The 24768-nt window shown below is 47.4% G+C and carries 22 protein-coding genes; 15 read left to right on the plus strand and 7 right to left on the minus strand.

Annotated elements, in window-relative coordinates:
* Positions 1 to 5: 5 nt before the first annotated feature.
* Genes D6M16_RS17510 through pdhA form a run of 3 tightly spaced genes read right to left on the minus strand, consistent with a single transcriptional unit; the run spans position 6 to position 3224 of the window.
* Positions 6 to 1163 carry a dihydrolipoamide acetyltransferase family protein gene (locus tag D6M16_RS17510; RefSeq protein WP_120513084.1) on the minus strand — a complete coding sequence of 386 codons (1158 nt, stop codon included), beginning with the start codon at positions 1161 to 1163 and terminating at the stop codon, positions 6 to 8.
* Positions 1160 to 2143 (minus strand): alpha-ketoacid dehydrogenase subunit beta, encoded by a 984-nt coding sequence (locus D6M16_RS17515; protein ID WP_120513085.1) that lies wholly within the window; start codon positions 2141 to 2143, stop codon positions 1160 to 1162. Before D6M16_RS17515 ends, D6M16_RS17510 begins: the two co-directional genes overlap by 4 nt.
* Positions 2136 to 3224, minus strand: a complete 1089-nt coding sequence (gene pdhA / locus D6M16_RS17520) for a pyruvate dehydrogenase (acetyl-transferring) E1 component subunit alpha (RefSeq protein ID WP_120513086.1) — start codon at positions 3222 to 3224, stop codon at positions 2136 to 2138. Before pdhA ends, D6M16_RS17515 begins: the two co-directional genes overlap by 8 nt.
* 301 nt (positions 3225 to 3525) lie before the next feature.
* Here pdhA and D6M16_RS17525 point away from each other — a divergent pair, with 301 nt between their 5' ends.
* From D6M16_RS17525 to D6M16_RS17550, 6 genes are all read left to right on the plus strand, one after another.
* Complete coding sequence (locus tag D6M16_RS17525) at positions 3526 to 3975, plus strand: MOSC domain-containing protein (protein ID WP_120513087.1); 450 nt, start codon at positions 3526 to 3528, stop codon at positions 3973 to 3975.
* Positions 3976 to 4122: 147 nt separating this feature from the next.
* A complete protein-coding gene (locus D6M16_RS17530; protein ID WP_120513088.1) occupies positions 4123 to 4587 on the plus strand; it encodes a hypothetical protein in 465 nt (154 codons plus the stop codon).
* A gap of 168 nt (positions 4588 to 4755) precedes the next feature.
* Complete coding sequence (trxC, locus tag D6M16_RS17535; protein WP_120513089.1) at positions 4756 to 5184, plus strand: thioredoxin TrxC; 429 nt, start codon at positions 4756 to 4758, stop codon at positions 5182 to 5184.
* Positions 5185 to 5313: 129 nt separating this feature from the next.
* The gene (locus tag D6M16_RS17540) at positions 5314 to 6228 is read left to right on the plus strand and encodes a cation diffusion facilitator family transporter (RefSeq protein ID WP_120513090.1); all 915 of its coding nucleotides are present in this window, start codon (positions 5314 to 5316) and stop codon (positions 6226 to 6228) included.
* 767 nt (positions 6229 to 6995) lie between these two features.
* Complete coding sequence (locus tag D6M16_RS17545; RefSeq protein ID WP_120513091.1) at positions 6996 to 7643, plus strand: TetR/AcrR family transcriptional regulator; 648 nt, start codon at positions 6996 to 6998, stop codon at positions 7641 to 7643.
* A gap of 480 nt (positions 7644 to 8123) precedes the next feature.
* The gene (locus D6M16_RS17550) at positions 8124 to 9221 is read left to right on the plus strand and encodes an outer membrane protein transport protein (RefSeq protein ID WP_120513092.1); all 1098 of its coding nucleotides are present in this window, start codon (positions 8124 to 8126) and stop codon (positions 9219 to 9221) included.
* Between the two features lie 94 nt (positions 9222 to 9315).
* On the opposite strand, the gene nagZ is transcribed toward D6M16_RS17550, so the two are convergent.
* Positions 9316 to 10320: a beta-N-acetylhexosaminidase gene (gene nagZ / locus D6M16_RS17555; RefSeq protein ID WP_120513093.1), complete on the minus strand. Its 1005-nt coding sequence runs from the start codon at positions 10318 to 10320 to the stop codon at positions 9316 to 9318.
* 273 nt (positions 10321 to 10593) lie between these two features.
* Here nagZ and D6M16_RS17560 point away from each other — a divergent pair, with 273 nt between their 5' ends.
* Positions 10594 to 11103: a DUF1097 domain-containing protein gene (locus tag D6M16_RS17560; protein WP_120513094.1), complete on the plus strand. Its 510-nt coding sequence runs from the start codon at positions 10594 to 10596 to the stop codon at positions 11101 to 11103.
* 4 nt (positions 11104 to 11107) lie between these two features.
* Here D6M16_RS17560 and D6M16_RS17565 read toward each other — a convergent pair whose 3' ends face one another.
* A complete protein-coding gene (locus D6M16_RS17565) occupies positions 11108 to 12046 on the minus strand; it encodes a precorrin-2 dehydrogenase/sirohydrochlorin ferrochelatase family protein (protein ID WP_120513095.1) in 939 nt (312 codons plus the stop codon).
* A gap of 255 nt (positions 12047 to 12301) precedes the next feature.
* Between D6M16_RS17565 and D6M16_RS17570 the strand changes: the two genes are divergently transcribed.
* Positions 12302 to 13156 carry a sulfurtransferase gene (locus D6M16_RS17570; protein ID WP_120513096.1) on the plus strand — a complete coding sequence of 285 codons (855 nt, stop codon included), beginning with the start codon at positions 12302 to 12304 and terminating at the stop codon, positions 13154 to 13156.
* Between the two features lie 51 nt (positions 13157 to 13207).
* On the opposite strand, the gene D6M16_RS17575 is transcribed toward D6M16_RS17570, so the two are convergent.
* Both D6M16_RS17575 and D6M16_RS17580 read right to left on the minus strand, forming a co-directional pair.
* Positions 13208 to 14026 carry a phosphate ABC transporter substrate-binding protein gene (locus tag D6M16_RS17575; RefSeq protein WP_120513097.1) on the minus strand — a complete coding sequence of 273 codons (819 nt, stop codon included), beginning with the start codon at positions 14024 to 14026 and terminating at the stop codon, positions 13208 to 13210.
* 81 nt (positions 14027 to 14107) lie between these two features.
* Positions 14108 to 14920 carry a GGDEF domain-containing protein gene (locus D6M16_RS17580; protein WP_240435647.1) on the minus strand — a complete coding sequence of 271 codons (813 nt, stop codon included), beginning with the start codon at positions 14918 to 14920 and terminating at the stop codon, positions 14108 to 14110.
* Between the two features lie 382 nt (positions 14921 to 15302).
* On the opposite strand from D6M16_RS17580, the gene D6M16_RS17585 reads away from it, so the two are divergent.
* The 7 genes from D6M16_RS17585 to D6M16_RS17615 all read left to right on the plus strand — a co-directional run bounded on the left by D6M16_RS17585 (position 15303) and on the right by D6M16_RS17615 (position 24664).
* Entirely contained in the window at positions 15303 to 16940 is a 1638-nt protein-coding gene (locus D6M16_RS17585) for an ATPase RavA domain-containing protein (RefSeq protein WP_120513099.1), read from the plus strand.
* Positions 16941 to 16952: 12 nt separating this feature from the next.
* Entirely contained in the window at positions 16953 to 18407 is a 1455-nt protein-coding gene (gene viaA / locus D6M16_RS17590) for an ATPase RavA stimulator ViaA (RefSeq protein ID WP_120513100.1), read from the plus strand.
* Between the two features lie 155 nt (positions 18408 to 18562).
* Positions 18563 to 19957 carry an NfeD family protein gene (locus tag D6M16_RS17595; RefSeq protein ID WP_120513101.1) on the plus strand — a complete coding sequence of 465 codons (1395 nt, stop codon included), beginning with the start codon at positions 18563 to 18565 and terminating at the stop codon, positions 19955 to 19957.
* Positions 19958 to 19960: 3 nt separating this feature from the next.
* A complete protein-coding gene (locus D6M16_RS17600; protein WP_120513102.1) occupies positions 19961 to 20722 on the plus strand; it encodes a slipin family protein in 762 nt (253 codons plus the stop codon).
* Positions 20723 to 20949: 227 nt separating this feature from the next.
* Entirely contained in the window at positions 20950 to 21432 is a 483-nt protein-coding gene (locus D6M16_RS17605) for a DUF3015 family protein (RefSeq protein WP_120513103.1), read from the plus strand.
* 119 nt (positions 21433 to 21551) lie between these two features.
* Positions 21552 to 23399 (plus strand): Lnb N-terminal periplasmic domain-containing protein, encoded by a 1848-nt coding sequence (locus tag D6M16_RS17610; protein ID WP_120513104.1) that lies wholly within the window; start codon positions 21552 to 21554, stop codon positions 23397 to 23399.
* Positions 23400 to 23692: 293 nt separating this feature from the next.
* Entirely contained in the window at positions 23693 to 24664 is a 972-nt protein-coding gene (locus tag D6M16_RS17615; RefSeq protein ID WP_120513105.1) for a calcium/sodium antiporter, read from the plus strand.
* The last annotated feature ends 104 nt before the right edge of the window (positions 24665 to 24768 follow it).

Below are 24768 nucleotides of genomic sequence, written 5' to 3' on the forward strand. Positions count from 1 at the left end.
ATGTGTTACCCATGCGGTTTTGACAAGTGCTGGACAAGGGCCCTGACAAACCGGGCAGCTTCACCTCCGGTGCAGGCTCTGTGATCAAAGGTCACTGACAGCGGCATGGCTTTTACAGACAGTGGCTTGTTATCTTTCATCACGAGTTTATCAATCAGCCGGCCTGCGCCCACTATGGCAACCTGTGGCGGGGTGACCACCGGTGTTGCATAGATCCCCGCAATCGCACCGAAGTTAGACAGTGTGATGGTGGCATGCTGAAATTCTTCCCGACCTATTTTTCTTGACCTGATACCTTCTGCTGTTTCGTCGATCCAGCGTCGGATGGCTTTGGGATTCAAACTGCCTGCATCCCGGAGTACCGGGACATACAGACCGTGAGGGCTGTCGACCGCGATACCGATATTAACTTTTTGGTGTACGCAGCGAGTCATGGTGTCGGCATCAAACCAGGCATTTAACGCCGATTCCTGTTCACAGGCAGAGACGATGGCCTGAATTATACGGGTGGTGATGTCTTCGTCTTTTGGCCATTTGTCCAGCAATGCTTCTTCAGTGATGGTAACAGCGGCGACTTGCTGATGGGCTTCAGTCATGCTGCCGACCATAGTACGGCGAGCGCCTTTTAGCACTTCAGTGCCGGGCAGTTGCTGATCGCAGGCCCGGTATACATCGGCTTCGACAATCACGCCATTGGGTCCGCTTCCGTTGATCTGCCTGAGGTTTACCCCCAGTTTCTGAGCCAAAAGCCGGGCGGCAGGTAAGGCGCTGATATGTTCAGAGGACGGTTTTACCTGACTGCCAACCCAAAACTCATCAACACTGACACTCTGCGCATGGTGAGAAACGTTGCCCACCACTGTGGCGGCATCGGCACGTTGTTTTTTTTCCGATTGCTTTGTTTCTTTGGCATCGGTATCGGTAGAATTTGTTTCGTCGATCTCCAGCAGCAGGCTACCAATGGAGATAACATCACCTTCATTACCGTGCCGACTGACAATGGTGCCACTGTAAGGCGCAGGTACTTCAACGGTGGCTTTTGCTGTTTCAACTGTCAGCACGACCTGGTCGACTTCCACGGTATCACCGACACTGACATGCCATTCAATAATTTCTGATTCGGCGAGTCCTTCGCCCAGATCCGGCAAGGAGAATGTTTTCATTTCCACCCCTCCACAAGTTGTTTGGCCGCAATGACAATGTCGTCTTTATTGATCATGAAATACTCTTCATTGCGGTAATAAGGCATGACGGTATCCATACCTGTTACCCGAATCGGTGGCGCTTTTAACAGGCACAATGCTTTCTCAGACACTTGTGCCAGCAATTCGGCACCGACACCGCAGGTCTTACTGGCTTCATGCACCACCAGCAAGCGGCCTGTTTTTTCCAGCGAAGCAATAATGGTGTTGATGTCGATAGGTTTTATCGATGCCAGATCGATGACTTCGGCTTCAATGCCCATTTTTGAGAGTTCGTTCACTGCTTCCAGGCTTTCGACAACGCAGGCTCCCCAGGTAACTAATGTTAAATCTCGCCCTTTACGCAATGTGAAACAGGTATCGAGCGGAAGCGCTTCACCGTTGTCGATGACATCGGATTTCACTGTCCGGTAGATGCGCTTGGGTTCGAAGAACATAACGGGGTCATTGCTGCGGATCGCTGCGAGCAGCAGGCCATAGGCACGTTTCGGCGAGGAAGGGATAACCACTTTCAAGCCTGGTGTATGGGCAAAAATCGCCTCAACACTTTCTGAGTGGTGCTCCGGGGCATGAATCCCACCGCCGAAAGGAGCGCGGAAAACGGCCGGACAGGTGAGGCGGCCACGGGTACGGTTACGCCAGCGGGCTGCATGGCAGAGCAGGTGTTCTAGTGCAGGAAAAACAAAACCCTGAAACTGGAACTCAGCGACCGGGCGAAGTCCCTGGCTCGCCATCCCTATGGTGACACCGCCAATCAGAGATTCAGCTAACGGCGTGTCAATGACACGCTTTAAACCGAATTCTTTCTTCAGGCCTACAGTGGCACGAAATACACCGCCGTTATCGCCTACATCTTCCCCCAGTATGACCACATTAGGATCCCTGGCCATTTCGTGATGCAGAGCGAGGTTGACGGCTTCCAGCATGGTAATCTCAGCCATGACGGCCTCCCTGCATGCGCATTGCTTTATTGATAATCGCATCCCGCTGGGGATGCATGTCATCAGTAGGTTGTTCATAAAGATAATCGAAAGCTGACTCAGGAGGTTGAGGTGCAATGGCTAGATAGCGCTCTACTGCATCTTCCACGACTTTACGGCAGTGTGTCAGCCATTGTTTTTCATCGTCTTCAGACCAGGCGTTTTGTGACACGAGAAACGCTTTCAGGCGTTTTACGGGCTCATACTGCCAGGCTTGCTGCAGTTCATCTTCACTCCGGTAGCGGCTGGCATCATCAGCGGTAGTATGATCACCTAAGCGATAACTGACGGCTTCAATTAAGGTCGACCCTTTGCCTTTTCGTGCACGGTCCAGGCTTTTTATAATGATGTCGTACATGGCAATGATGTCATTGCCGTCAACGGTTATGCCGGGTATGCCAGCGCCTTTCGCTTTATCGGACAGAAACTCGGCACCGCACTGCAACTTGCGGGGCACGGAGATAGCCCACTGGTTATTGTTAATGACAAATACCAGCGGGATGTTCCAGGCACCGGCACAATTAATGGATTCTAAAAAATCCCCCTTAGATGTCGCGCCATCACCACAGGTGACGAGCGCAGCATGATGACCGCCCTGAATTTTCAATGCGGCAGCAACGCCAACGGCATGGGTGCATTGCGTGGCAATAGGTACACAAAAGGGAAGATCACGGCAGGGCTGGTCGTTAAACGAAAAATCGCTGCCTCGCTCGTCACCGCCCCAGTACTGAAGATTTTTCTCCATTGCTATCCCGCGAGCCCACATTGCAGGCATGTCGCGATAGTAAGGCACAAATACATCGTCTTCTCTGAGGGCACGGCCAACAGCGATACCTATAGCCTCTGATCCTAAATGGGATGGGTAGGTCCCAAGTTTACCTGTACGCTGAAGCGCGACAGCTTTGTTGTCGTAAACTCTGGTCAGCACCATGTCCCGGTAAAAGCCTTGCAGCGTCGGGATGTCCGCCCATGCCGGAAGAGGCGAGAGCAGTTGTCCCTGATAATCTAAGTAGCGGTGCATGCTTGTGGCTTGAACATTCATATCAAGCTCCTTCTGTCACTGCCCGAAACGATTAGGGCAGAAAAGTCACTGTTGTTAATTGCGTATTGCTAAGCCTGGCTATCCCATTCATCCTTAGCGTTGCAATTAGTTTCGGTGCAACCTGGCATTTTTGGGTATAGTAGGTGCATTACATACATGGAATGGCGAACACTTCTAATTGTAATCAAAGTGTTAAAAAATGCGTTGGTAGCACATTGCCAACATAGTAAAGAATTCGGTACAGCAGGTGATTTTCCAGTGTTAAATGCTGTATTTTTATGAGTGTCAGGGAGATGTTTGGATGAAGTTGATTGGAATCGCCAGACGAAAAGCGTCACGTGCTGTTATGGAAGAATTACATCAAGTCAATGTAACCTGTAAAAACGGTGTGGAAGGTGACTTTCGTGGTAAACCCGGCAAGCGACAGGTGACAGTACTATCCTTTGATTCCTGGCAAGATGCCTGTGATGAAGTGGGGGAGACATTGCCGTGGACTATCCGCCGTGCCAATCTGCTGGTGGAAGGAATGCGCTTTTCAGAGAGTAATGTCGGCGATGTTATATCAATTGGTACTTTGCAGCTGCAGATTACACGGGAAACAGATCCCTGTCCCCGTATGGATGAGCAATTTCAGGGCATGACTCAAGCGCTCAGACCAGAATGGCGCGGTGGCGTATGCTGTCGCGTGTTAGCGGATGGCGATATTCAATTGGGGGACAGTGTTCAGCTTGTCACTCAGGTTGAGTCCTAAGTTTCTCAAGAGATAACAAGATGTCTCAGTGCTAAGAAATCGCGACCTTTACACGTGTTGATCAGAGCATTTCACGCATACTTTTCTATATATTGAAGGGCCGCGATATGCTGACGCAGCCCGGATCCTGAACGGGAAGTGTGTGAAATGAAGTTGTATTTTGTTGTCTTTATTGCCTGCTTTACGGCATCTGCCTGTTCTTCACAACGTGGCAGCGATAATGTCTATGCCCAGCAGGAGAGATACGTGCAGCAGGCATGTTACAGTCATTCAGCGATAGACAGCTACGCTGAGAACTTCAATACATTCCTGACTGAACGTAAAAAGGAATTGAAAGTACTTCGCCCTGAGCTAAGTTCCGAGAATTACCAGCAGTTGGATACAGCATTAAATCATTTTGCAGATTATTGGCAAACGCTGAACGATGAGCGGGATCTTGCGTGCGAAGAGCAGGCCGTCTGCGAGTTCATGCAACTGAAATCGCCCCAGATCAAAATAGCCGATTCAGAAATGTGTGATGGCTCAAAGTTTATGTACAGTGTCAGCCGGGCCAAGATCATCTCATTTTTTAGTGATATTGAACGGCTCCAGTTGCAGCGAACCGATTTTTGAATTTGACGGCAAAAGCAGCGACTTGTCCCACTCTGTGATATTGAGTTAAGTTAACGGGGCTGGCACTTGCCGTTATCCTGGTTTTTTATAAGTTGTGGTATACTGGCGGAAATTTGTATCAGGCGGCCTTTCTGAGCAACAGAGGACAGGCTGGGAAAAAGGGAAAACATGCCAAGTTTTACTGTGAGCTGTCCACATTGTCACAAGGCAGTGTCTCTGCAGACCACATCACTATCCAATACCGTTTCTTGCGTACATTGTTCTAAAGCCGTATTGGATGGCAGCCCGGTTGAGGCCGACAGTAAGAACTTTGCTATGCTGATTCAAAGTCCCAAACCTGTGATAGTGACGTTTTGGGGCAATAATTGTGCGCCCTGTCAGGCATTTAAGCCCGTGGTTGAGCAAGTCGCTAAACAGAAAAAGCAATACCGTTTTGTCAGGGTGAATGTTAACCAGCATCCGGATTTGGCAAAACGATACAGAGTAAGAGGTGTTCCGACTGTTCTGGTTTTCAGGAAAGGGCGTCAACAGGCAACCTTGAACACTGCATTACGAAAACCTGCGTTTTTGCAATGGCTTGAAGAGGCACTTGATTGAGTGCATGCTATCAAAGCGTGTTTCGCAGCTTCATTAAATCGTCATGCTTTAATGGTTGACTGACAAGAGGTCAACAGTTTTAAGCTGATACTTAAAATCAACACTTTGGAATAAAATGAGGAGGTATTTATGGCTATCAGCCGTAAAATTAGTAAGGAACGTCTGGCACTGAAAATGTCTCTTGCCGGTACGGTCCTGCTTGCCACTATGGGTATAGGTTATGGGCTGTATGTGGGATCTAGTGCGATTCTGCTCGACGGTATGTTCTCTTTTCTGAGTATGGGTATGACAGGCCTGAGTCTGTATACCGCCTACCTGGTCTCAAGACCGGACGATAACCACTTCCAGTTTGGTTACGCCCACATCGAACCTTTGATCAATGTCGTCAATGGCTTGCTCATCTTGGTAACCTGTTTGTTTGCACTCGCTAGTGGTGTGCAAACCATTGTCAACGGTGGCCATGAAGTTGTGCTCGAGCATGCAATGGTATACGCAGTGCTGTCTACCATCAGTTGCTTTGGCATCTATTTCACGGAAACTCACATTGCCCGTAAGGTAGACTCGGAACTTGTTCGGGTCGACTCACAGGAATGGTTGGTCGATGGCATCTTGAGTGCCGCAATTTTAGTTGGTTTCATGCTGGTAATGGTGTTCGACAAAATAGGCTATTCACATTGGAATGCTTATGTCGATCCAATTTTGGTGTCTGCAATGGCGATAGCTGCGTCGGTTCTGCCGATTAAAGTGTTACGCCGTAACCTGCGTGAGGTGCTATTGGTCGCTCCTCATGACCAGGTGCAGAACCGGGTCGATAGTGTCATTGAAGATTTGTCTAAACAGTACAACTTTGATGACTATACTCACCATTTCGCTAAAACAGGTCGTCAGTACGATCTGGAAATCAACATCCTTGTAAAAGACGATAAATACTGGACGACAAAGCGCCAGGACAAGATCCGTCAATTATTGTGGGATAAATTGAAAGGCGAGTTGGGTGATACTTGGCTGTCTGTTACCTTTACCGGCCAAAAACGCTGGCTGTAATGCTTCAGGTAGAGAGATGAATGAAATGCGGCCCACTGGGCCGCATTTTTTATTAGTTAAACTTATATCAAGTTCAAAGAATCGTAAGGCAAATTTTGCTGGAACTTTGTGCAAATAAAGCGCAGAATACGCGTGGCTAAAAAATAGTCGCCGGGATGTTAAAGCAAACTTTCAGTTGGAAAGCCGGATTTGAACCTTTTTCTCAGTATGCTATTGATACTGAGTCCCTTTCGGATGTGCTGCCTGAACTGATAATCGCCAAACCGGAGACGGAGGAACTACTTTCTTGTAGGTTTTAGCCGTTCTGTATATTTTTTCTTGGCTGGTCATTTAGGACTGCAGTGATTATCTGAATTTGGGGAAAGTTATGTTCGAGACACTACTGGTTATGGCGTTTATTGTTGGCGGGATTGTGGTTGTATTAAAAGAAAAGAAAACCTGCAAGAACATTAACTACTCCAGTAAATCACTGTAAGTCAGCACAGATATCCACCTGCACAGGTGGTAACAGCACGCTTCTTTACACATCAATCCCTGAGCTCTGCTCGGGGATTTTTTTATATACTATCAGACAAAACAGCAGGCGATTAACTGTACGGTAATTCACCTGTAAGGTGACGTATGTCTGTCAGTGAGATGCTACAGGCGGGTAAGTGCGGACATGCAGACCAAAAGTGAAACACTGGAGTTTATGTAATGAAGTGTTTTCGATATTATTGCCATGAATACAAAATTTTACTTTTCATAAATATCAAGGATAAGTCGAGATGGCAGCTAGTTCTCGAAAAACGACAAAGGGAGAGCTTACCCGACAAAAAATCATTGAAGCAACATTGGATTTGATTGCGACTACAGGTTTAAACAGCCTGTCACACCGAAATATTGCCAATGCTGCTCAGGTTCGGTTATCACTTACCAGTTATTACTTTGAAAGCATGGATCATTTGATCCTGAGTGCATTTGAAGAGTTTGCCCAACGAGAAGTGAAACAGATTCAATGGATTCAGGAGCAAGTGGACACGATACTCAGGGAATACCTGGATAAGGGAGCGACTGAAGCTCGCGAATCATGTGTTCAGCAGCTAACCGAATTGTTAACACAGTACATTTCGACTGAGTTGACAGATGAGGCGCGCAGAAAACAGCTGACAATCCGCTGCCATTTCCTGTTTGCTCTTGGGCAGTCAGAGATGCTGGTCAAGAGAGTCAGTGAGTATAAATTGCAAGTGTTGCGCTTGATCGAAAAGACGGCTGAATTGATAGGTAGTCCGTATCCGGAAATTGATGCCAATCTGGTCATTTTCACCTTCAGGGAGTTTGAGTTTGCGTTGGTCAGCGGGGATCAAAACTTCAATCAGGAGATTGTTTCTAAAACGTTAAAGCGATTATTGTCGACACTTATTGCTACTGAATAACCCCCATTTCTTTATTGAGTTTTTTCCTTTTCTTTACCTTCTTCTTTTTCGTAGCTTGACCTATAACCGCCGCTGTGTGATTACACAGTGGCTTCTTCGCTGAACTCCGCATTTTCACTGACTTTACCAGTTTGAATTCTTTGAATCATAGTCACATCTCATGGCGATTTTTTGTGACAGAACAGCACACACTTAAAATAATTGGACGTTTGACCTATTTTGTGTGGACGTTCAGCTTTGATTCAGTTAACCTCATCTTGAAACAAAATAATAACGAAGTGTTAACAATCTTGTTGGGAACTTCGAAGATAAAACGACAACGGATGTCTCGTCTCATCGAACAAAGATAGCAGGGGTGTTGTTAACCGTAGAAGCTCACGACGGCACACAGTGCAGTTCAAGCGGGTTAGCAATAGGGGGGAAATAGCCTTGTTATCACACTGTGGTGAGCACGGGTTCACATGTAGAGGTATTCGATCAATGAAGTTGAAATATCAATCATTACTCGCCGCAATTTTGTCTGCAACGAGCTTTTATTCTCATGGTGCGGCCTATGAGTTTGGACGCTATAGCTACAGCAATTTGTACAGCCCCGATGATAAGGTGGCAGTGTCGTATTCCTATTTTAACTACGACATCCAGGGCAACCACCCGACGTTTGGTAGCACAGGTGATATTTTCAATGATACTAACTATGTCCAGGGAGCCGTGAATTACTTTTTTACGGAGAAGTTCTCAGGAAATGCGCAGTATTACCTTTCAAACAATATCGATACTCAGCACACGGGCGGTTTTTGGCAGGGGTCCAGCGCTAACGTAAAAACCCGCACCGTGGCTTTAACGGGCAAGTACCAGTTTTCCCATTCGTTTTCAGCTTTTGCTGGCCCGACTATCAATCAAACTGAAATTAATGCCAAATTCAACACCAACATGAATGGTGGTTTTGGTGGTTTAGATTTGGACCTGGGTGATGATATAGGTTTTGGTTATACAGCAGGCGCGTCTTACCACATTCCTAACATGGCGTTACGCGCCACTGTCGCGTATCAGTCGGCGGTAGAGCACTCGTTTGATACAACCGAATCCGGTGCCTTAATTGTGAATAAAACAGCGGGCAAGGCAAGCTCAGTATCAAGTCAGTCGGAAATTGAATTGCCAGAGACTATAGATTTTGATTTCCAGACGGGGGTTGCAGAGAATACATTAATGACTTTCTCTGCTCACTGGCGCAGATGGAGCGAGCATGTGATAAAAACCCAGGTACGTGGAGAAGTAGTTACCTTTGATCGGGACAGTGTCACTTATGCACTGGGGCTGGCTCGCCAGTTTACGCCATCCTTTGGGGGTGGTATCGAACTGAATTATGCCGAAGGAGCCGGTGAGGGTAATCTGAATCCTCTTGCGCCAGGAAATGGTGCAAAAGGTGTGCAGCTAGGAGGCAAATATGCCTTTGGTAACACCTCGCTGTTTGGGGCGGCTCAGTACAAAATAGTCAAAGACGGTAAAGATATTTCCGGCACTGTCTACGAAGATAACAGCCTTTATGGTCTGACAGTTGGGGTAGAACACAAGTTTTAACTCAGCGCCATGCCCGGCTTAAATAACAACGCCCGGTCTTCCGGGCGTTGGTGCTTTGATGATATGAACAGGGCAGCAGAGAGTTAAAAACGGATTAGTGCGTTTTTTCCTGCCATTCTTGATGAAGTCGATGAATGGTTTCAGAGCGCTGCTTCCATTCAGTCGTTCTTACCATCTCTGCATACTGTGCAAATGGCTTTTTGAGTAAATTATTAAGCACGGGAGCCTGCGTTTGCGGCAATGCTTCAAGTGCCTCAATCGCTCCACTGCGGTTGTTACATAGCATTACCATATCGCAGCCTGCTTGCAGAGAAGCAACAGCACGATCGCCGTAGGAACCCAGTACATCCGCACCTTTCATATTAAGATCATCTGAAAAGACGACCCCTTTAAAGTTAAGTTGTTGCCGGAGCACGCTCTTTAACCAGTATTCAGAGCCGCTGGCAGGTTTATCATCGTATGACGGATAAATCACATGAGCTGGCATCATGGCATCCAGTAATTGTTCCTCAATTAATGCTTTGAACACCGACATATCACGAGCGACGATATCATTACGTTCATCAACGGGGGTTTCATGATGTGAATCTGCAATAACGCCACCGTGTCCGGGGAAATGTTTGCCTGTTGCCGCCATTCCCGCCTCTTTCATACCTCGTATAAACGCACTGGCATAGTGAATAATTTTTTCGGGTTGATCTGAAAACGCGCGGTCTCCAATGGCTTTACAGTCAAAGCCGATATCCAATACAGGTGCCAGGCTGAGATCGATATCCATAGCCAGTAATTCAGCGGCCATCAACCAGCCCCCCTGACGGGCAAGGTTGACACCGTTGTCGGCCGTTGCAAATGCCCGGGCAGGAGGCAGTAAAGTAAAACCATCACGAAAGCGTTGGACTCGTCCGCCTTCCTGATCCACCGCGATGATCAGAGGGCGCTTTGCAGCCTGACGAATGGATTGTGTCAGAGCAAACAACTGCTCTCTGTCGTGATAGTTGCGGGCGAAAAAAATGACTCCGCCTACTGTGGGGTGTTGAAGAATTTCACGCTCTTCGGCATCAAGTTCGAAACCTGACACATCTAGCATTAAAGGCCCCATGGTGGCACTCCGTTTTGACTGTATCTCAGAAGAAACATAGGTGTTAGAAAGCATTAAGTTATCACAAGCTGATCAGAGTCAAAACCGCATTTTGCTGATTGGCTCTGGCCTCGGACAGCTGATTGTTGTGGCATTGTTCACTGTATTAAACATTGTGTTTCATTTATTTCATTGTATGTGTGACTGGTGTCAATTTATTGGATGGGTAGAGTGATTAGACTTCTGTATTCATCGTACAGGCACTATCAAGTTAGCGTTTTCAGAGGTCTTAACATGTCAGCATTAATTGCTATAGCAATAACAACCGGTCTGTTATCTGGTCTGTGGGGCTGGGTAGCTGTTTCACTTGGCTTGTTTAGCTGGGCCGGATTTCTGGGTTGCACCACATACTTTGCCGCACCAAAGGAAGGACTAAAGGGTATGGGTATCAGTATGGCAACCAATTTGAGTGGTGTTGCCTGGGCAATGCTGATCATTCACAGCTCAACATGGATCGGTATAGAGCTGTTCGGCTACATCGCAACCGGGATCGTTTCATTTTTGATGTGTGTACAGGCAAAGCGTGAGTGGCTTAGCTTTATTCCGGGGACTTTTATCGGCTGTTGCGCGACATTTGCTGCGGCCGGTAACTGGCAACTGGTTATCCCTTCATTACTAGTTGGAGTAGTGTTTGGTTATGCGATGAAAACATCCGGTTTGTGGTTGAAGGCGCAAGCTGAAAAACGCACGCAGAAGGCAGCGTTTAAGTCTGAACTTGCCCCTGCCGCTGCTTCTACAAAATAAAGGGTTACAGTGAGGGAAGTACCTCACCATCGTGTTGCTGACAAAAAGCAGAAAGTGGTGCTGAAGTACTTCCTTTTTTGACCAGAATACAGACGCGGACAGCCTGACTGAGTAGAGCTTCTGCCTTTTCCAACAGGCTCTCCATACTGCAAGCTTCACGATCAGCATCTCTGCGGCACAGATCAATGAAACCCGCCTGACTTTCTTCATCGGTGTACAGTACCATTTCAGCCTGCTGCATCAGTCTTAATGCTTTCAATGTCAGCATTTCAACATCGGTACCGGTTTCTACAACACATATTGTCCCTGTTGCCTGATTGTCCTGAGCCAGTAGCTGGACAAAAGCCGCTTCAAGGACTTCAGCAGACTGGGCATTTTCTACCTGAGGTAAGCGGAAGAATTGCTCCCAAAAGTGCCTTCTTTTATCGACAGTATCGTAATGTTGTTTCAGGCGGTTTCTTTGTCTGCCTGCGAAATCTGCCAGCAGAGACAAATTTTGCGCGAGCTGGGTTTCAAGCTTTTCTCTGAGATAACGCACGAGTACAGGTGAAGCGCCACCACTGGATATGGCCACCTGGATCGGGGAACGATCTATCATGGAAGGGGTAATAAAGTCGCAATGGGCAGGATCGTCAACAGCATTGACCCAAATTTTCTTCTGCTGGGCATCCCGAAAGATACGCTTGTTTAGCTCGCGATCGTCTGTTGTTGTCCACACCTGATAATACCCTCCCAGACTGCCAGGCTGGTAAGATTCAGCTAACCAGCGCAGTTTTTGCTGGCTGGCCAGCTTTTGCAGCGCAGGATGCAGACGTGGTGATATAAGTGTGATTGCCGCTCCGGCCCGCAATAAAAGATCGACTTTACGGCAGGCAACTTCTCCGCCCCCTATGACCAGTACAGGTTTATTGTGTAATTGGGTGAAGACAGGAAAGTAGTCCATATTCGCGTCCTTGCAAAATCAGAAAGTGCTGGCACCGAGTTCAGGGACATTAACCTGATGAACAGCTGGATTCAAGCAAAGCCTGCTTTTGTTTGATGTGGCAAGTGGCTGGATTTCTGAGAAAAAGGTTTAGTCTGGGTGTATTACCTGCTATCACTATCACCATGTAGGAATGATAACCTGAACGGCTGTTATGGAGATGGTTATCTTGTTTAATATAAACAGCTGAATTTGATAGGGATAGGTGATTAGAGTATGGCAAAAAATTCATTACCGTCGTCTGTTGTCAGTGCTGAGTGGTTGCTGGAACATGCCGATGCGCAAGATACCGTGATAGTGGATGCGAGCTGGTTCATGCCTGGCAGTGGCCGTGATGCCAGAACAGAGTGGGAGAGTGAACGCATTCCAGGATCTGTTTTTTTCGATTTTGATAAAGAGATATGCGATAAGGATTCCAGCCTTCCGCATATGTTGCCTGGCGCAGATCAGTTTGCCAGCCAAGTGTCGGAACTGGGAATCAGCAACAAAGACACTGTCATTGTTTATGATTCTCACGGACTGTTTTCTGCACCGCGGGTGTGGTGGATGTTTAAAGTGATGGGGCATGACAAAGTCGCGGTACTGGATGGCGGGTTGCCCGCCTGGAAAGCGGCCGGGGGATCGTTAGAGTCGGGTAGCGTAACTGAAATGCCTGAAAAAGGGCAATTTTCTGCCAACTTCAGAACCGAGTGGGTGATTGATGCACAGACACTGCTGGAAAAATTAGCAGACCCACAGGTTGTTGTGCTGGATGCACGTCCGGCAGCGCGTTTTTATGCTCAGCAGCCCGAGCCGAGAGAAGGCATACGCAGTGGTCATATGCCAAATGCCAAAAGTCTCCCGTTTGGCCAGTTGGTGAAAGACAGCAGGCTAGTGTCGCAATCAATACTGAAACAACGTTTTGATGCGTTCTCGGAACAAGATCAGCAGCTGATTTTCAGTTGTGGATCCGGGGTAACGGCGTGCATTCTCGCCCTTGCCGCTGATGTCGCCGGCCGTAAAAACCTGACAGTCTATGATGGTTCCTGGACGGAATGGGGCGCAGGCATGAAATATCCGGTGGTATCCTGAACAAAACGTGGCTTACCTGATTGATCAGGTAAGCCAAAGAGTGCGTATTGTTTAATGCACAACGGGAATGTAACCGCGATCATGCAGTAATTTCTGGCTGTTTTCAGACAAGAGATAATTGAGGAAGTCGCGACCATCCGATGTTAGCTTTTGGCTTCTGTAAAGCATGATGAACGGGCGGGAGATTTGATATTGTCCCGACTCCAGATTTGTCAGGCTGGGTAATACACCTTCGAAAGCAAGTGGTTTGACTGAATCATCAACAGAGCCAAGTGACATATAGCCAATGGCGTGCTTGTTTCTGGTAATCAGGCTTTTTACCATGCCATTGGTGTTAACCACCAGAGCTTTTGCATGGATATCAGAGACGCTTTTATCACCAATGGTACGTGTCAGGTCCATAAAATCTTCAAAAGAAAATCGTGAACCGGAAGCGTTCTCTCTGCTGACAACTGCAATGGGGAGGTCATCACCACCGACTTGTTTCCAGTTGGTTATTTTCCCCTTATAAATCGCCATTACCTGTTCTTTGCTTAGGCTTTGAATTGGGTTGTTTTTGTTTACAACCAGTGCAATGCCATCATGAGCAATTAATGTGGTTGATACATCCGGGCGAATTTCGTCCTCTTTCAGAAATCGCGAGCTCATTCCGAGCTCAGCAGCATCTTGTTTGACTGCCGAAATACCCGCAGATGAGCCAGTCCCTTGCACTGCAATGGAAGTATCGGAATGTTGCTGCTCATAGTGTTCAGCTAACACTTCGAGTATATGACTGACGGATGTGGAACCTGATACGGTAACGGTTTTGGCATTAGCCTGAATGGGTAATAGGGTGATAATGGCCAGTAAAGAAGCCAGGCGAAGCAACATTGCGTCTCTCCAAATTTGAACTACGGGGGTAGCCGCTATGGTATGACGAGGATATGACAGAAATGTGAATCAGACGTGAGGTTACCCGACACGAGTTTTTTGTTCTTTTTCCTGATACATGGCGGTATCTGCTTTAGCGAGCAGTAAGTCCGGATCGCTGAGGTTGCCGGGATGAAACGGGACAAGGCCTACACTGATACCTAGTTTGAATGTATCTCTGAGTTCTTGAGTTTGCTCATAGAGCTGATCAAGCCATTCCTGACTTTGGCATTGGTCTTCACTGGGCAGAAGAACAATGAATTCATCACCGCCTATGCGATAGACCTGACTGCCTGTTGGCGAATGCCTGAAAATGATGTTGGCAATTTCAATCAGTACCAGATCTCCCTGGCGGTGACCAAGGCGGTCATTTACCTGTTTGAAGTTGTCTATATCAATGTAAGCCATAATGCCGCGATTAAGGTTAATCGCCATGTGATCGAATCGTCTGAAAAGAGAGCGTCTGTTCTGCAGCCTGGTCAGATCGTCCTGCAGTGCCTGTCGGCTGAGCTCCAGTTCCAGTTCACGGGATTTGGCAATTTGCTGCTTGAGTTTTTGTATTAACTCACGGCGTTGATGCAAGAGTTTAATGAAGCAGAAACACAGTAAAAAAACACCAATATTACTGAACACATCATCGGTGCGAATCAACAACCAATGATTCGTAAGTTCCGGAATATCATCAAGAAGATCCGCAATTACACCAACTCCGTAGGTACAGGCAGACAGAAGTAATAAAAACTTCATTTCTTTGCTGGCGACTTCGCGAACCAGCAGGATAATCAGTACCAGTGTCAGGCTTGAAGTAACGGCATCCAGGTTACCTTGCATGGGAATAAAGGTGGTTATTAACACCCCAAAACACACAAAAATTGTCAGCCCGACAGGCAATTGAGAGATCTTCTTCATAATTGAGTAAAATATTATCACGATGATTTGTGTTGAGATAGCGCAATGTAGTAACAAATCAAGACATAGTCCGAATCTTAAACATGCATCGCAAACCCTTACATTCTGTGATTTTGTGCTCATCCTGAATGCTTCAAAAATGAAATCAATGATTGATCTATGTTGGTTACCTCCCCAGTTTGATATACCCTGTTTGTAACAAAATATGTATATTAACATACTTGTAACAATGTGTTTTTTACGGCTATTCTGTGGCTAGAATGAGATTTTTCAGCACCACCCATTTCATTTCTATATCAGACCCTTTTGCCTCGAGGAAATGACAAACATGCTATCTATGGCGGCCAATAGTCTACCCAATAAAGCGCTGCTTGCTGAGCGGGTAGAGAAACTTATTCAGGCTCTGTCAAACGGGGTCTATGAAAGAGAGCATACCATTCGACTCTGCCTGCTGGCGGCTCTGTCTGGTGAGAGTGTATTCCTGCTTGGCCCTCCCGGAATAGCAAAGAGCCTGATTGCTAAGCGATTGATTGAAGCCTTTGATGGCAGCCGCTTCTTTGATTATCTGATGACACGTTTTTCGACCCCGGAAGAAGTGTTCGGGCCTTTATCGATTCAGGAGCTTAAAGATCACGGTAAATATGTTCGTTTGGTTGATGGCTATTTACCAACAGCGGAAGTTGTTTTTCTCGATGAGATCTGGAAAGCGGGTCCTGCGATTCTGAATACACTGCTAACGGTCGTTAACGAGCGGACATTTAAAAATGGTCAGGAAACGCTGAGCGTACCCATGCGTTTGCTGATTACGGCATCCAACGAATTGCCGGATGAAGACAGCGGTCTGGAAGCTTTGTACGACCGTATGCTGGTTCGTGTTTTCGTCAATCGCATACAGGAAAAACAAAATTTCAAAGCCATGTTGCTGGGTGAAGGCCCAGAGATGGCGAGTTTGCCTGCCGAGCTGAAAATCAAAGAAGAAGAGTATCAGCAATGGCAGGCATTGATCGATCATATCCAGCTTGATGAGGCGACATTTGAAACCATCTTCCAGCTGAAAGCTGTGATCGAGGAGAAAGTGGAATCGGGCAGCAGCGAGCTTTACATTTCCGACCGGCGATGGAAAAAATCGGTAAGGCTGCTCAAAGCCAGTGCTTTCTTTAATGGCCGTGACAGTATTAATCCACTTGATTTGCTGTTGCTGCAGGAGTGTCTGTGGCACAGCCCGGAATCCCGGCAGGATATCAGGGAGATCTTACGCGACTTTGCTATCAACCAAGTCTTCGGGCAGCAAGCAGCCACTCAGCAGGCCGATACGGCGCAGCATCAGATAGAGGAAGTCCACCAGGCAGTTGCCAGCAAACTTTGCGTGACGTTTGGGCATGACACGCTGATGGGTAAGGAAAGATACAAATACGATTTTTCCGGTGCCAAGCGGTATACGGTCAACAACAATCCGCGCATGATCAAGCTGGTCATGCTGCAGCATAATCCTTCCGTCTCCGAACAGGAAACCGGTGATAGCCGCTGGGTGTATGTAGATGGGGACGAGTTTGAGAAAAAGATCAAGGCAGGACAGTGTGATATCTATGGCTTTGTCAACAAGAACACACATTTATGCAGGCTGCATTTTGAAATTGACGCCTCAGATCGCCTGGTGATCAAAGATATCGCTAACCGGAACGTGCTGGTTGGCATGGCCGGAGATTACGGCGTCAGCCAGGAGCAGCTGGTTGGCTGGCAGCAAAAAGTTGAGCAAGCCACGGATGCTATCAGCGAAGCGGCGCACTTACTGAAACTGGCACGAAGTCGCTTTCACGGAGCATTGCCTCACAATTTCGTGGACCCTGAATTTCCGGTGCTGATTGAACAAAGTCTGGCAACTGCAAGTGAGGAAATAGCGACAATCCAGAGGCATTTGGACAAAAGTGCTATGCGTTTAACCCGTCTGACCGAATACTTCGCATAACCGGGAGGGGGCATGCCAGTTACCGAAGGTATTAACCTCGCTCTGATGCTGACAGAGTCGGGTATCATTGAAAATGCAGTGAACGAGCTGATGACACGGCCGCAGCTGATGATGGCAGCAGACTCCAGTCCGGGTATTAAGTCATCTATGAAGCTGCAGGTCGGTAAGTGGCGCAGCTATGTACAGCACCGCATCGCAAAAGTGGATGTGGCTGAACGATTCAGTCAGGAGCTGGCTTTATACCAAAAGGTTCGGCAATGGTCTGCGGATACTTTTATGGACAATGCAGAGCAGGTCGTCAGTGAACTTGAAACAACGTCCGGCTTTTATTTTAAAGCGCGCCGATTGCTCGACCACGATCAGAAAAAACATAACCCAATGTTTCACAGCTACTTTTGTCATCAGTGGTATGAACATTTGCAAGTGGCATTGAAGAAAGCGCAGGAATCTGAATTAGAGCATCATAAAGAAGCTCTGTTAAAAGACCTGTATCAGCGCATTGAAACCATGCAGCAAATGGAGAAAGTCGATGAAGCAGGTGATGAAAAGCGTGCTGGGCGGTTGTGGGATATGGCGAAAGCCAAACTGACCAAAACGGATGTCGAACGTTTAAAATCAATCGCAAAATTTCTTCAAAAAAATGATGAAATTCAGGAAATTGCCGACAAGTTGGGCCGCATGGCTAACGAGGTCGATGATCCGAGTCAGGCCAGGGTTCAGACGGAAGAGCTGAAAATGGTCGAAGAGAAGAGTGACAACGTCACTGATGACATAGTGGGTGTGCACCCCAGTGATGATCTGGCTCGCTTACTGCCTAACGAGGCGATGTTTCTTGCCTATCCTGAGCTGGAGGTGGTGTTTTACAAGCACCTTGTTGATAAGCGTTTGATGAATTACCGAATGCAGGGCGTCCAGCGCAAACTGCGTAAAGTGAAAGCCTACAGGAAACAGAGTAAGCAGGTCGAGCAGGATAAGGGGCCATTTATTGTTTGCATCGATGCATCAGGCTCTATGTCCGGTTACCCTGAGCAGTGTGCAAAAGCGTTGGCCTACGGGTTAATGCAGATTGCACTTGCTGACGACAGAGATTGCTTTGTCATGTTGTTTTCTACTCAGCACATCACCTATGAGCTGACCCGGCAGGATGGTTTAAGTGAAGTGTTGAATTTCCTTTCTTATTCCTTTCACGGCGGCACAGATTTAACCCCTGTGTTGGATCAGTCCCTGATGCTGATGAGCGGCGATAAATACAAAAATGCTGATCTCATTGTCTTGTCCGATTTCATTGCACCATCGCAATCGCCAGAGATGCAAGAGCGAGTGGCAAAGCTGAAAGAGCATAAGAATCGTTTTCATGCCGTTTGTTTGTCACGGTACGGCAACCCGGCTTTGATGGACATGTTTGATACACACTGGTCTCACCATCCCTCGGCACTTGGCCGGCTTTTTTCACGCCGCACTTCCTGAATTACCTGTCGCTGTGCTGGGTGTCATGGCTCTGCACTGCGATCAATCCTACACCGAATTCTGTGCGCTATGCTTAAGGTGGTGGATAACCAACGCCTAAGAGTTCAGGTTTTCCTATCTGGTTCAGTCTGGTACACCTACTGGGAGCATGCGCCATGAAGTTGTTTTCCATTCTGACATTCTGGCTGGCTTTACTTTGGCCAATGTGTTCTCAGGCATCCGATGTATGGCTAATTGATATCAAAGGCGGGATCGGCCCTGCCGTCAGTGATTTTGTATCACGTGAAATTAACCAGGCCCATGAGGATCAGGCCGCTCTCATCGTGCTTAAAATGGACACACCGGGCGGTTTAGATACCTCAATGCGGGAAATCATCCGCGCCATCACAACATCTCCGGTTCCAGTGGCAACCTGGGTTGGCCCCTCTGGAGCCAGAGCAGCGAGCGCTGGGACATATATTCTGTATGCCAGCCATATTGCTGCGATGGCACCGGGTACAAATCTTGGTGCTGCTACTCCTGTTTCTCTGACAGGTGGCTCACCAGGCGGCAAAAAAGATAATCCGTTTGATGACTCTGACGATAAGGAACCGGCAGGAAAGGATGACGCGGCTAAAGAATCAGACGAAGGCACACAGTCAGGTCAGGAAGTAAACGCCGAAACAGCAATGGAGAAGAAAGTCATTAATGATGCTGCGGCTTATATAACCAGCCTGGCTAAATTGCATGGCAGAAATGAAGTCTGGGCAGAGAAAGCGGTGCGGGAAGCGGCAAGTTTGGATGCCGAAGGAGCATTGAAAGAAAATGTCATCGATTTTATGGCAACAGATCTGGATGATCTGGTTAACCAGATTAATGGTCGAACCGTGCTTATTAACGGGGTAAAGCAGACATTATCGCTTGAGAATGTCGCGTACGTAGAACGCCAACAGGACTGGCGGTTTAAGTTTCTTGCTGTCATTACCAATCCGAACGTGGCCTACATTCTCATGCTGATTGGCATCTATGGCCTATTGTTAGAATTTTACAATCCCGGGGTGGGTTTACCTGGTGTACTCGGCGGTATTTGTCTGATTCTGGCTATGTATTCGCTGCAACTCCTGCCCGTAAGCTATGCGGGACTGGGATTGATCATACTGGGGATCATTCTGATGGTGGCAGAAGCCTTCAGCCCCAGCTTCGGCATATTGGGGCTGGGCGGTATCGTTTCCTTTGTGATTGGATCTGTCATGCTGATGGATACCCAAGAGCCGGGGTATCAAATTGCCGTTCCTTTGATTGTGGGTCTGACAGTCACTTCTGCGCTGTTTACCTTTGTTATTCTTACTTTATTGCTAAAAACTCGCCGTAAGCCTGTTTCCACTGGGGTAGAAATGCTCCTTGGGGATCACGGTAAAGTGGTAAGTGGTTTTCCCGGTGAGGGGCGGGTACTGGTGGAAGGTGAAATCTGGCAAGCCCGATGCGACACGCCGCTGCGGGTTGGTCAGGAAATTATTGTTAGGCAAGTCGATGGCTTGTGTTTACATGTTGCAGCCAAAGAGAAGGAATAAACCATGATTACGTATACCCTGGCAACCGTTATTGTGCTGGTGCTCGCGCTGATCATCAGCATGTTCAGAGTGTTGCGTGAGTATGAGCGTGCTGTCGTCTTTCTGTTAGGGCGCTTTTATGAAGTAAAAGGGCCTGGTTTGATCATCATTATCCCGATCATTCAACAAATGGTTCGGGTCGATCTGAGAACCATAGTGCTGGATGTGCCAACACAGGATCTGATCACCAAAGATAATGTGTCGGTTAAGGTCAATGCCGTGGTTTATTTTCGGGTGCTCGATCCTAAGATGGCGATCATTAATGTCGAAAATTACCTTGAAGCTACCAGCCAATTGTCTCAGACAACACTGCGATCAGTACTTGGTCAGCATGAACTGGATGAATTGCTATCGGCAAGAGATACATTGAATAAAGATTTGCAGGGCATTCTTGATATGCACACTGACAATTGGGGTATTAAGATAGCAAATGTTGAAATCAAACATGTCGATCTGGATGACAGCATGGTGCGTGCATTAGCTCGCCAGGCTGAGGCCGAACGTTCACGTCGTGCAAAAGTTATTCATGCCACGGGTGAGCTGGAAGCATCTAAAAAATTGATGGAGGCAGCAGAAGTGCTAAATAAAGCGCCTAATGCCATTCAACTTCGTTACCTGCAGACATTAACTGAGATTGCCAATGACCGGACGTCAACCATAGTATTCCCTTTGCCTATCGACTTAATCGGTAAAGTCAAAAGTATCGTTAATAAGAATAATGAGTAAAAGTCAGTACAGAACAGCGATATTTCGTCAAGCAACTTCATCGTGATTGGTTGTTTTTAACTCAACGAAAGCGGGCGGATTTTTTAAAAAGTGGACTTCGAGCTAAGAAAATGTAATCAAATAACTTTTTGGCCGGTATGAATTGAATTATAGCTTTAAGTTGTTATGATTTTGGACGCATAAAAGAGATGCAAGCATTTTGCGTTAATTAAGTCTAAGGAATAACAATGAAAAAAGTAATTGCAGCGGCAGTTTTCGCGGGCATGATGCCATTCTCTCAAGCAATGGCTGATCAGGATATCGGTTGTGGTCTGGGTTCTATGGTGTTTGCTGGTCAAGAAGGTAAAGTATTCAAAGTACTGGGTGCGACCACTAACGGCACTTCAGGTAACCAAACTTTCGGTATCACGTTCGGTACACTGGGCTGTGACGGCAACGGCGTGATCACTTCTAAAGAAAAACTGGCTATGTTTATCGACGGTAACATGGACAACCTGGCTCGTGATATCGCGCGTGGTGAAGGTGAAACGCTGGCAACTCTGACTGATGTTTGGGGTATGAGCGATGAAGCAAAAGCGGAATTTAACGCGACTGCTCGTAATAACTATGCGTCTATCTTCGCTTCTGAAAACGTCACTTCTGCAGATGTTCTGGCTAACCTGAACACTATGGTTGCTGATCAGAACACGCTGGCAGCTTACGCACTGTAATTTAGTACAGCTGTGAACCGTTCAGATACAGCGCCAATGGGCGCTGTATCTTTTTCTAATCTGGTGCCTTGTTCATTCAACGCGCTTGACTGAACCTATTTGATCCCATCGATGTTTTCATGAAGTTCTGGTTATCTCTGCTCCCTTTCAGCGTTATCAGCGGCACCGCTTTTGCGTATACCCAGCAAGATCTGGTGCATCTTTCCACCTCTGATTATTGGCATACCCTGGGGCATTATCAGCCCGGGCTGACCGGCTCGTTCACAAGCCTGGTCGATTCACCTTCTTTTTTTCTCAGTCCACAGGGTAAAGATGATCCTCTGGCTGAGCTTAATGCCACCGTTGAGGGTTTTGAAAGCGAGGCGAAACAGCCCGATAGTCCGCCCAATGATCAACGTTTGAGCTGTCGGTATCCGGCTCGTTTTCATTGGTTAAAACAAAAATTAAATACAGATTGGCCAGCCGCCGTTTGTCCTGAGCAAGCTCTTTGGAAGCAGGCACTGAACCCCAAGGGGCTGACACTGGTTTTTCCGACCGCATTTATGAACAGCCCATCGTCTATGTTCGGGCATACTTTGCTTCGTGTTGATGCCAAAGATCAGAATCGAAACCGCGAATTAGTGGCCTTTGCAATCAATTTTGCCGCAACGCCTGAGAGCAATGACAATGCATTTTTGTACGCGGCAAAAGGGTTGTTCGGAAATTATCCTGGCACCTTCAGTGTCATGCCTTATTACCGAAAAGTGCGTGAATACAATGATTTAGAATCGAGGGATATTTGGGAATATGCCCTAAACCTGGACGAGGAAGAAGTTCAGCAGGTACTGCGCCATCTCTGGGAAATGAACGGTGTTGAGTTCGACTACTACTTCATTGATGAGAATTGTTCCTATCAGTTGCTGGCACTGCTTGAAGCAGGCAGGGAAGGGTTGGATCTGACTTCCGGTTTTGATTATCAGGCGATTCCGTCAGACACAGTCAAAGTGCTCAGAGAAAACGGACTGCTTGATGCTCCCAAGTACCGGGCTTCTTTTGGTACACGCTTAATGCATTATGCTGAGCAGCTGGATAATCAGCAGCTTATGGCAGCCCGTGCTGCCATGTCGGGCCAGTACCCGACTGAAGGATCACTGAGCGAAAAGGCAGCCATTCTGGAAATGGCCTATGAGTGGCTCAACTTTGAGTTTTATGATCAGGCGCTCGCGCGGGAAGAGATTGCGCCTCAGTTACAGAAACTGTTGATTGCCAGAAGTCAGCTGAATACTCCTTCGCCATTCTCTGAACCAGTAAGGCCTGCCATGTCGCCCGATGAAGGCCACAATTCAAGCCGGTTAGGATTGGGATACCGCTACAGCAATCACAACGCCGATCAGGCATTACTGGAATGGCGAGTGGCCTATCATGATTTATTGGATAACGCAGGCGGTTACATTCCAGGGGCACAGATCAGCTTTTTCGACCTGCAATTAGGGGTTAACCAGGATGGCGATGTGGATCTTAACCAGTTGTATCTGATTGATGCTATGTCACTGGCGCCTGATTATCGGGTATTTGATTCATTATCCTGGAATATCCGTGCCGGTTACGACAGACAGCCAGATACTACCGGTTTGACTGGCCGATACTTTATGCAGGGCGGGTACGGTAAATCATGGGGAGATGCTAACCGTCTACACGCGTATGCGTTAGTGTCTTCGGAGCTGAACTATTTTGATGCTCAGGGTGAGAATCTGTCGCTGGGTTTGGGAATGGAGTCCGGCCTGGTCTGGCAGGCTAACGAAGAGCATAAGCTGGCCTTGTCCGCCCAGGGCTTGTATCAGTGGGATGCTATGCGCTGGCGTACGGAATCACAGGCAAGTTGGCATTGGGCGTTTAGCCAACAGCTGGGATTACGCACCGAAGTTACCTATCAGCAGTGGCAGCGTGATGACCTGTCCTCCACCTTGCGGCTCTTTATCTATCTGTGATGGCCTGCGATTGTCTATAGTGATAACACCTTGCGGTTGTTTACCGCAGGGGGTTTTTAGGGCAATCACGTCGTTTTTCTTTGACTGGTTCAGTGCATGTTTCAGCACTCAGTGTGCACTGAATCAGACTGTGAGATTTATCAGTGTAATGTGATAATTTTGCTACCATAAAATTCGTAAACCCATTATTCTTTGCGCCGCTTGATTCCCGTGTTAGTGAATACGTTCGTACAACCTGTTTTTTACTCATTTTTGAACGTCATTTTTTGTTAAACATTGGGATGTACATACATATGATCACCGCATCAATAGCCATATTGCTGGGATTTGCTCTTTTAGTCTGGAGTGCAGATAAATTTGTCGACGGGGCTGCCGCCAGTGCTGGCCATCTGGGTATGCCGCCATTGCTAATTGGCATGGTTATCGTGGGCTTTGGCACATCAGCACCTGAAATGGTGGTTTCTGCCATGGCATCGATTGACGGTAAACCGGATCTGGCACTCGGAAATGCCCTCGGTTCCAATATTGTTAATATCGGTCTGATCCTGGGTATCACAGCAATCATTGCGCCCATTGCTGTTCAGTCGAATATCATCAGAAAAGAGCTTCCACTCCTGATACTTATCGGTATTCTCGCAGGTATTCTCCTTTGGGATGGTGAGTTAACACGCGCTGAAGCGGTTGTCCTGCTGATTGGATTTTTTGGCTTGATTGGCTGGTCTATTTATTCTGCGCTGAAAGGGAAAGGCGATACGCTGGAAGCCGAGACGGAAAGTGAGCTGAAAGCACATGAGATGCCTTTAAAGAAAGCCGTGATGTGGCTATTTATTGGCCTGGTGCTTTTGGTGGTGAGTTCCCGAATTCTGGTCTGGGGCGCGGTGACAATAGCTCAGTCACTCGGTGTCAGTGATTTGATCATCGGTCTGACAATTGTGGCTCTGGGGACGTCATTGCCTGAACTCGCAGCTTCTGTGGCTGCTGCGCGTAAAGGCGAACACGATATTGCTATTGGCAATGTTGTCGGTTCGAACATGTTTAATATACTGGCAGTGATTGGTATTGCGGGTGTCATCTCGCCGATCAGCGGTATTGGTGTTGAAGTATTTGCCCGAGACTGGACTGTCATGATGGGACTGACCGTTGCACTGGTTGTGATGTGTATGGGATTCCGAGGTCCTGGCCGCATCAACCGCTTTGAAGGTTTGTTGTTACTGATTGCAGTGGTGGCCTATAACTTATTTTTATTCAGCACTGTAGCTGGCTGATTATTTCACATACAGTAAAAAGAGAGGGGGCAATTAAGCCCCCTTGGTTATTTCTTTTGATATTTCCGCTGTCAAAAGTGATCTTTCTTCGGTCTTACTGCGCA

This window comes from Photobacterium salinisoli (genome assembly GCF_003614885.1).
Lineage (GTDB): Bacteria > Pseudomonadota > Gammaproteobacteria > Enterobacterales > Vibrionaceae > Photobacterium > Photobacterium salinisoli.

Excerpts from the sequence above, each read along its gene's own strand:
- D6M16_RS17585 (WP_120513099.1), top strand. The coding sequence starts at position 15,303 with ATGCTATCTATGGCGGCCAATAGTCTACCCAATAAAGCGCTGCTTGCT.
- viaA (WP_120513100.1), top strand. The coding sequence starts at position 16,953 with ATGCCAGTTACCGAAGGTATTAACCTCGCTCTGATGCTGACAGAGTCG.
- D6M16_RS17545 (WP_120513091.1), top strand. The coding sequence starts at position 6,996 with ATGGCAGCTAGTTCTCGAAAAACGACAAAGGGAGAGCTTACCCGACAA.
- D6M16_RS17510 (WP_120513084.1), bottom strand. The coding sequence starts at position 1,163 with ATGAAAACATTCTCCTTGCCGGATCTGGGCGAAGGACTCGCCGAATCA.
- D6M16_RS17540 (WP_120513090.1), top strand. The coding sequence starts at position 5,314 with ATGGCTATCAGCCGTAAAATTAGTAAGGAACGTCTGGCACTGAAAATG.
- D6M16_RS17615 (WP_120513105.1), top strand. The coding sequence starts at position 23,693 with ATGATCACCGCATCAATAGCCATATTGCTGGGATTTGCTCTTTTAGTC.
- D6M16_RS17595 (WP_120513101.1), top strand. The coding sequence starts at position 18,563 with ATGAAGTTGTTTTCCATTCTGACATTCTGGCTGGCTTTACTTTGGCCA.
- D6M16_RS17550 (WP_120513092.1), top strand. The coding sequence starts at position 8,124 with ATGAAGTTGAAATATCAATCATTACTCGCCGCAATTTTGTCTGCAACG.
- D6M16_RS17600 (WP_120513102.1), top strand. The coding sequence starts at position 19,961 with ATGATTACGTATACCCTGGCAACCGTTATTGTGCTGGTGCTCGCGCTG.
- D6M16_RS17570 (WP_120513096.1), top strand. The coding sequence starts at position 12,302 with ATGGCAAAAAATTCATTACCGTCGTCTGTTGTCAGTGCTGAGTGGTTG.
- D6M16_RS17575 (WP_120513097.1), bottom strand. The coding sequence starts at position 14,026 with ATGTTGCTTCGCCTGGCTTCTTTACTGGCCATTATCACCCTATTACCC.
- nagZ (WP_120513093.1), bottom strand. The coding sequence starts at position 10,320 with ATGGGGCCTTTAATGCTAGATGTGTCAGGTTTCGAACTTGATGCCGAA.
- D6M16_RS17565 (WP_120513095.1), bottom strand. The coding sequence starts at position 12,046 with ATGGACTACTTTCCTGTCTTCACCCAATTACACAATAAACCTGTACTG.
- D6M16_RS17605 (WP_120513103.1), top strand. The coding sequence starts at position 20,950 with ATGAAAAAAGTAATTGCAGCGGCAGTTTTCGCGGGCATGATGCCATTC.
- D6M16_RS17515 (WP_120513085.1), bottom strand. The coding sequence starts at position 2,143 with ATGGCTGAGATTACCATGCTGGAAGCCGTCAACCTCGCTCTGCATCAC.
- trxC (WP_120513089.1), top strand. The coding sequence starts at position 4,756 with ATGCCAAGTTTTACTGTGAGCTGTCCACATTGTCACAAGGCAGTGTCT.
- D6M16_RS17530 (WP_120513088.1), top strand. The coding sequence starts at position 4,123 with ATGAAGTTGTATTTTGTTGTCTTTATTGCCTGCTTTACGGCATCTGCC.
- D6M16_RS17525 (WP_120513087.1), top strand. The coding sequence starts at position 3,526 with ATGAAGTTGATTGGAATCGCCAGACGAAAAGCGTCACGTGCTGTTATG.
- D6M16_RS17560 (WP_120513094.1), top strand. The coding sequence starts at position 10,594 with ATGTCAGCATTAATTGCTATAGCAATAACAACCGGTCTGTTATCTGGT.
- pdhA (WP_120513086.1), bottom strand. The coding sequence starts at position 3,224 with ATGAATGTTCAAGCCACAAGCATGCACCGCTACTTAGATTATCAGGGA.
- D6M16_RS17610 (WP_120513104.1), top strand. The coding sequence starts at position 21,552 with ATGAAGTTCTGGTTATCTCTGCTCCCTTTCAGCGTTATCAGCGGCACC.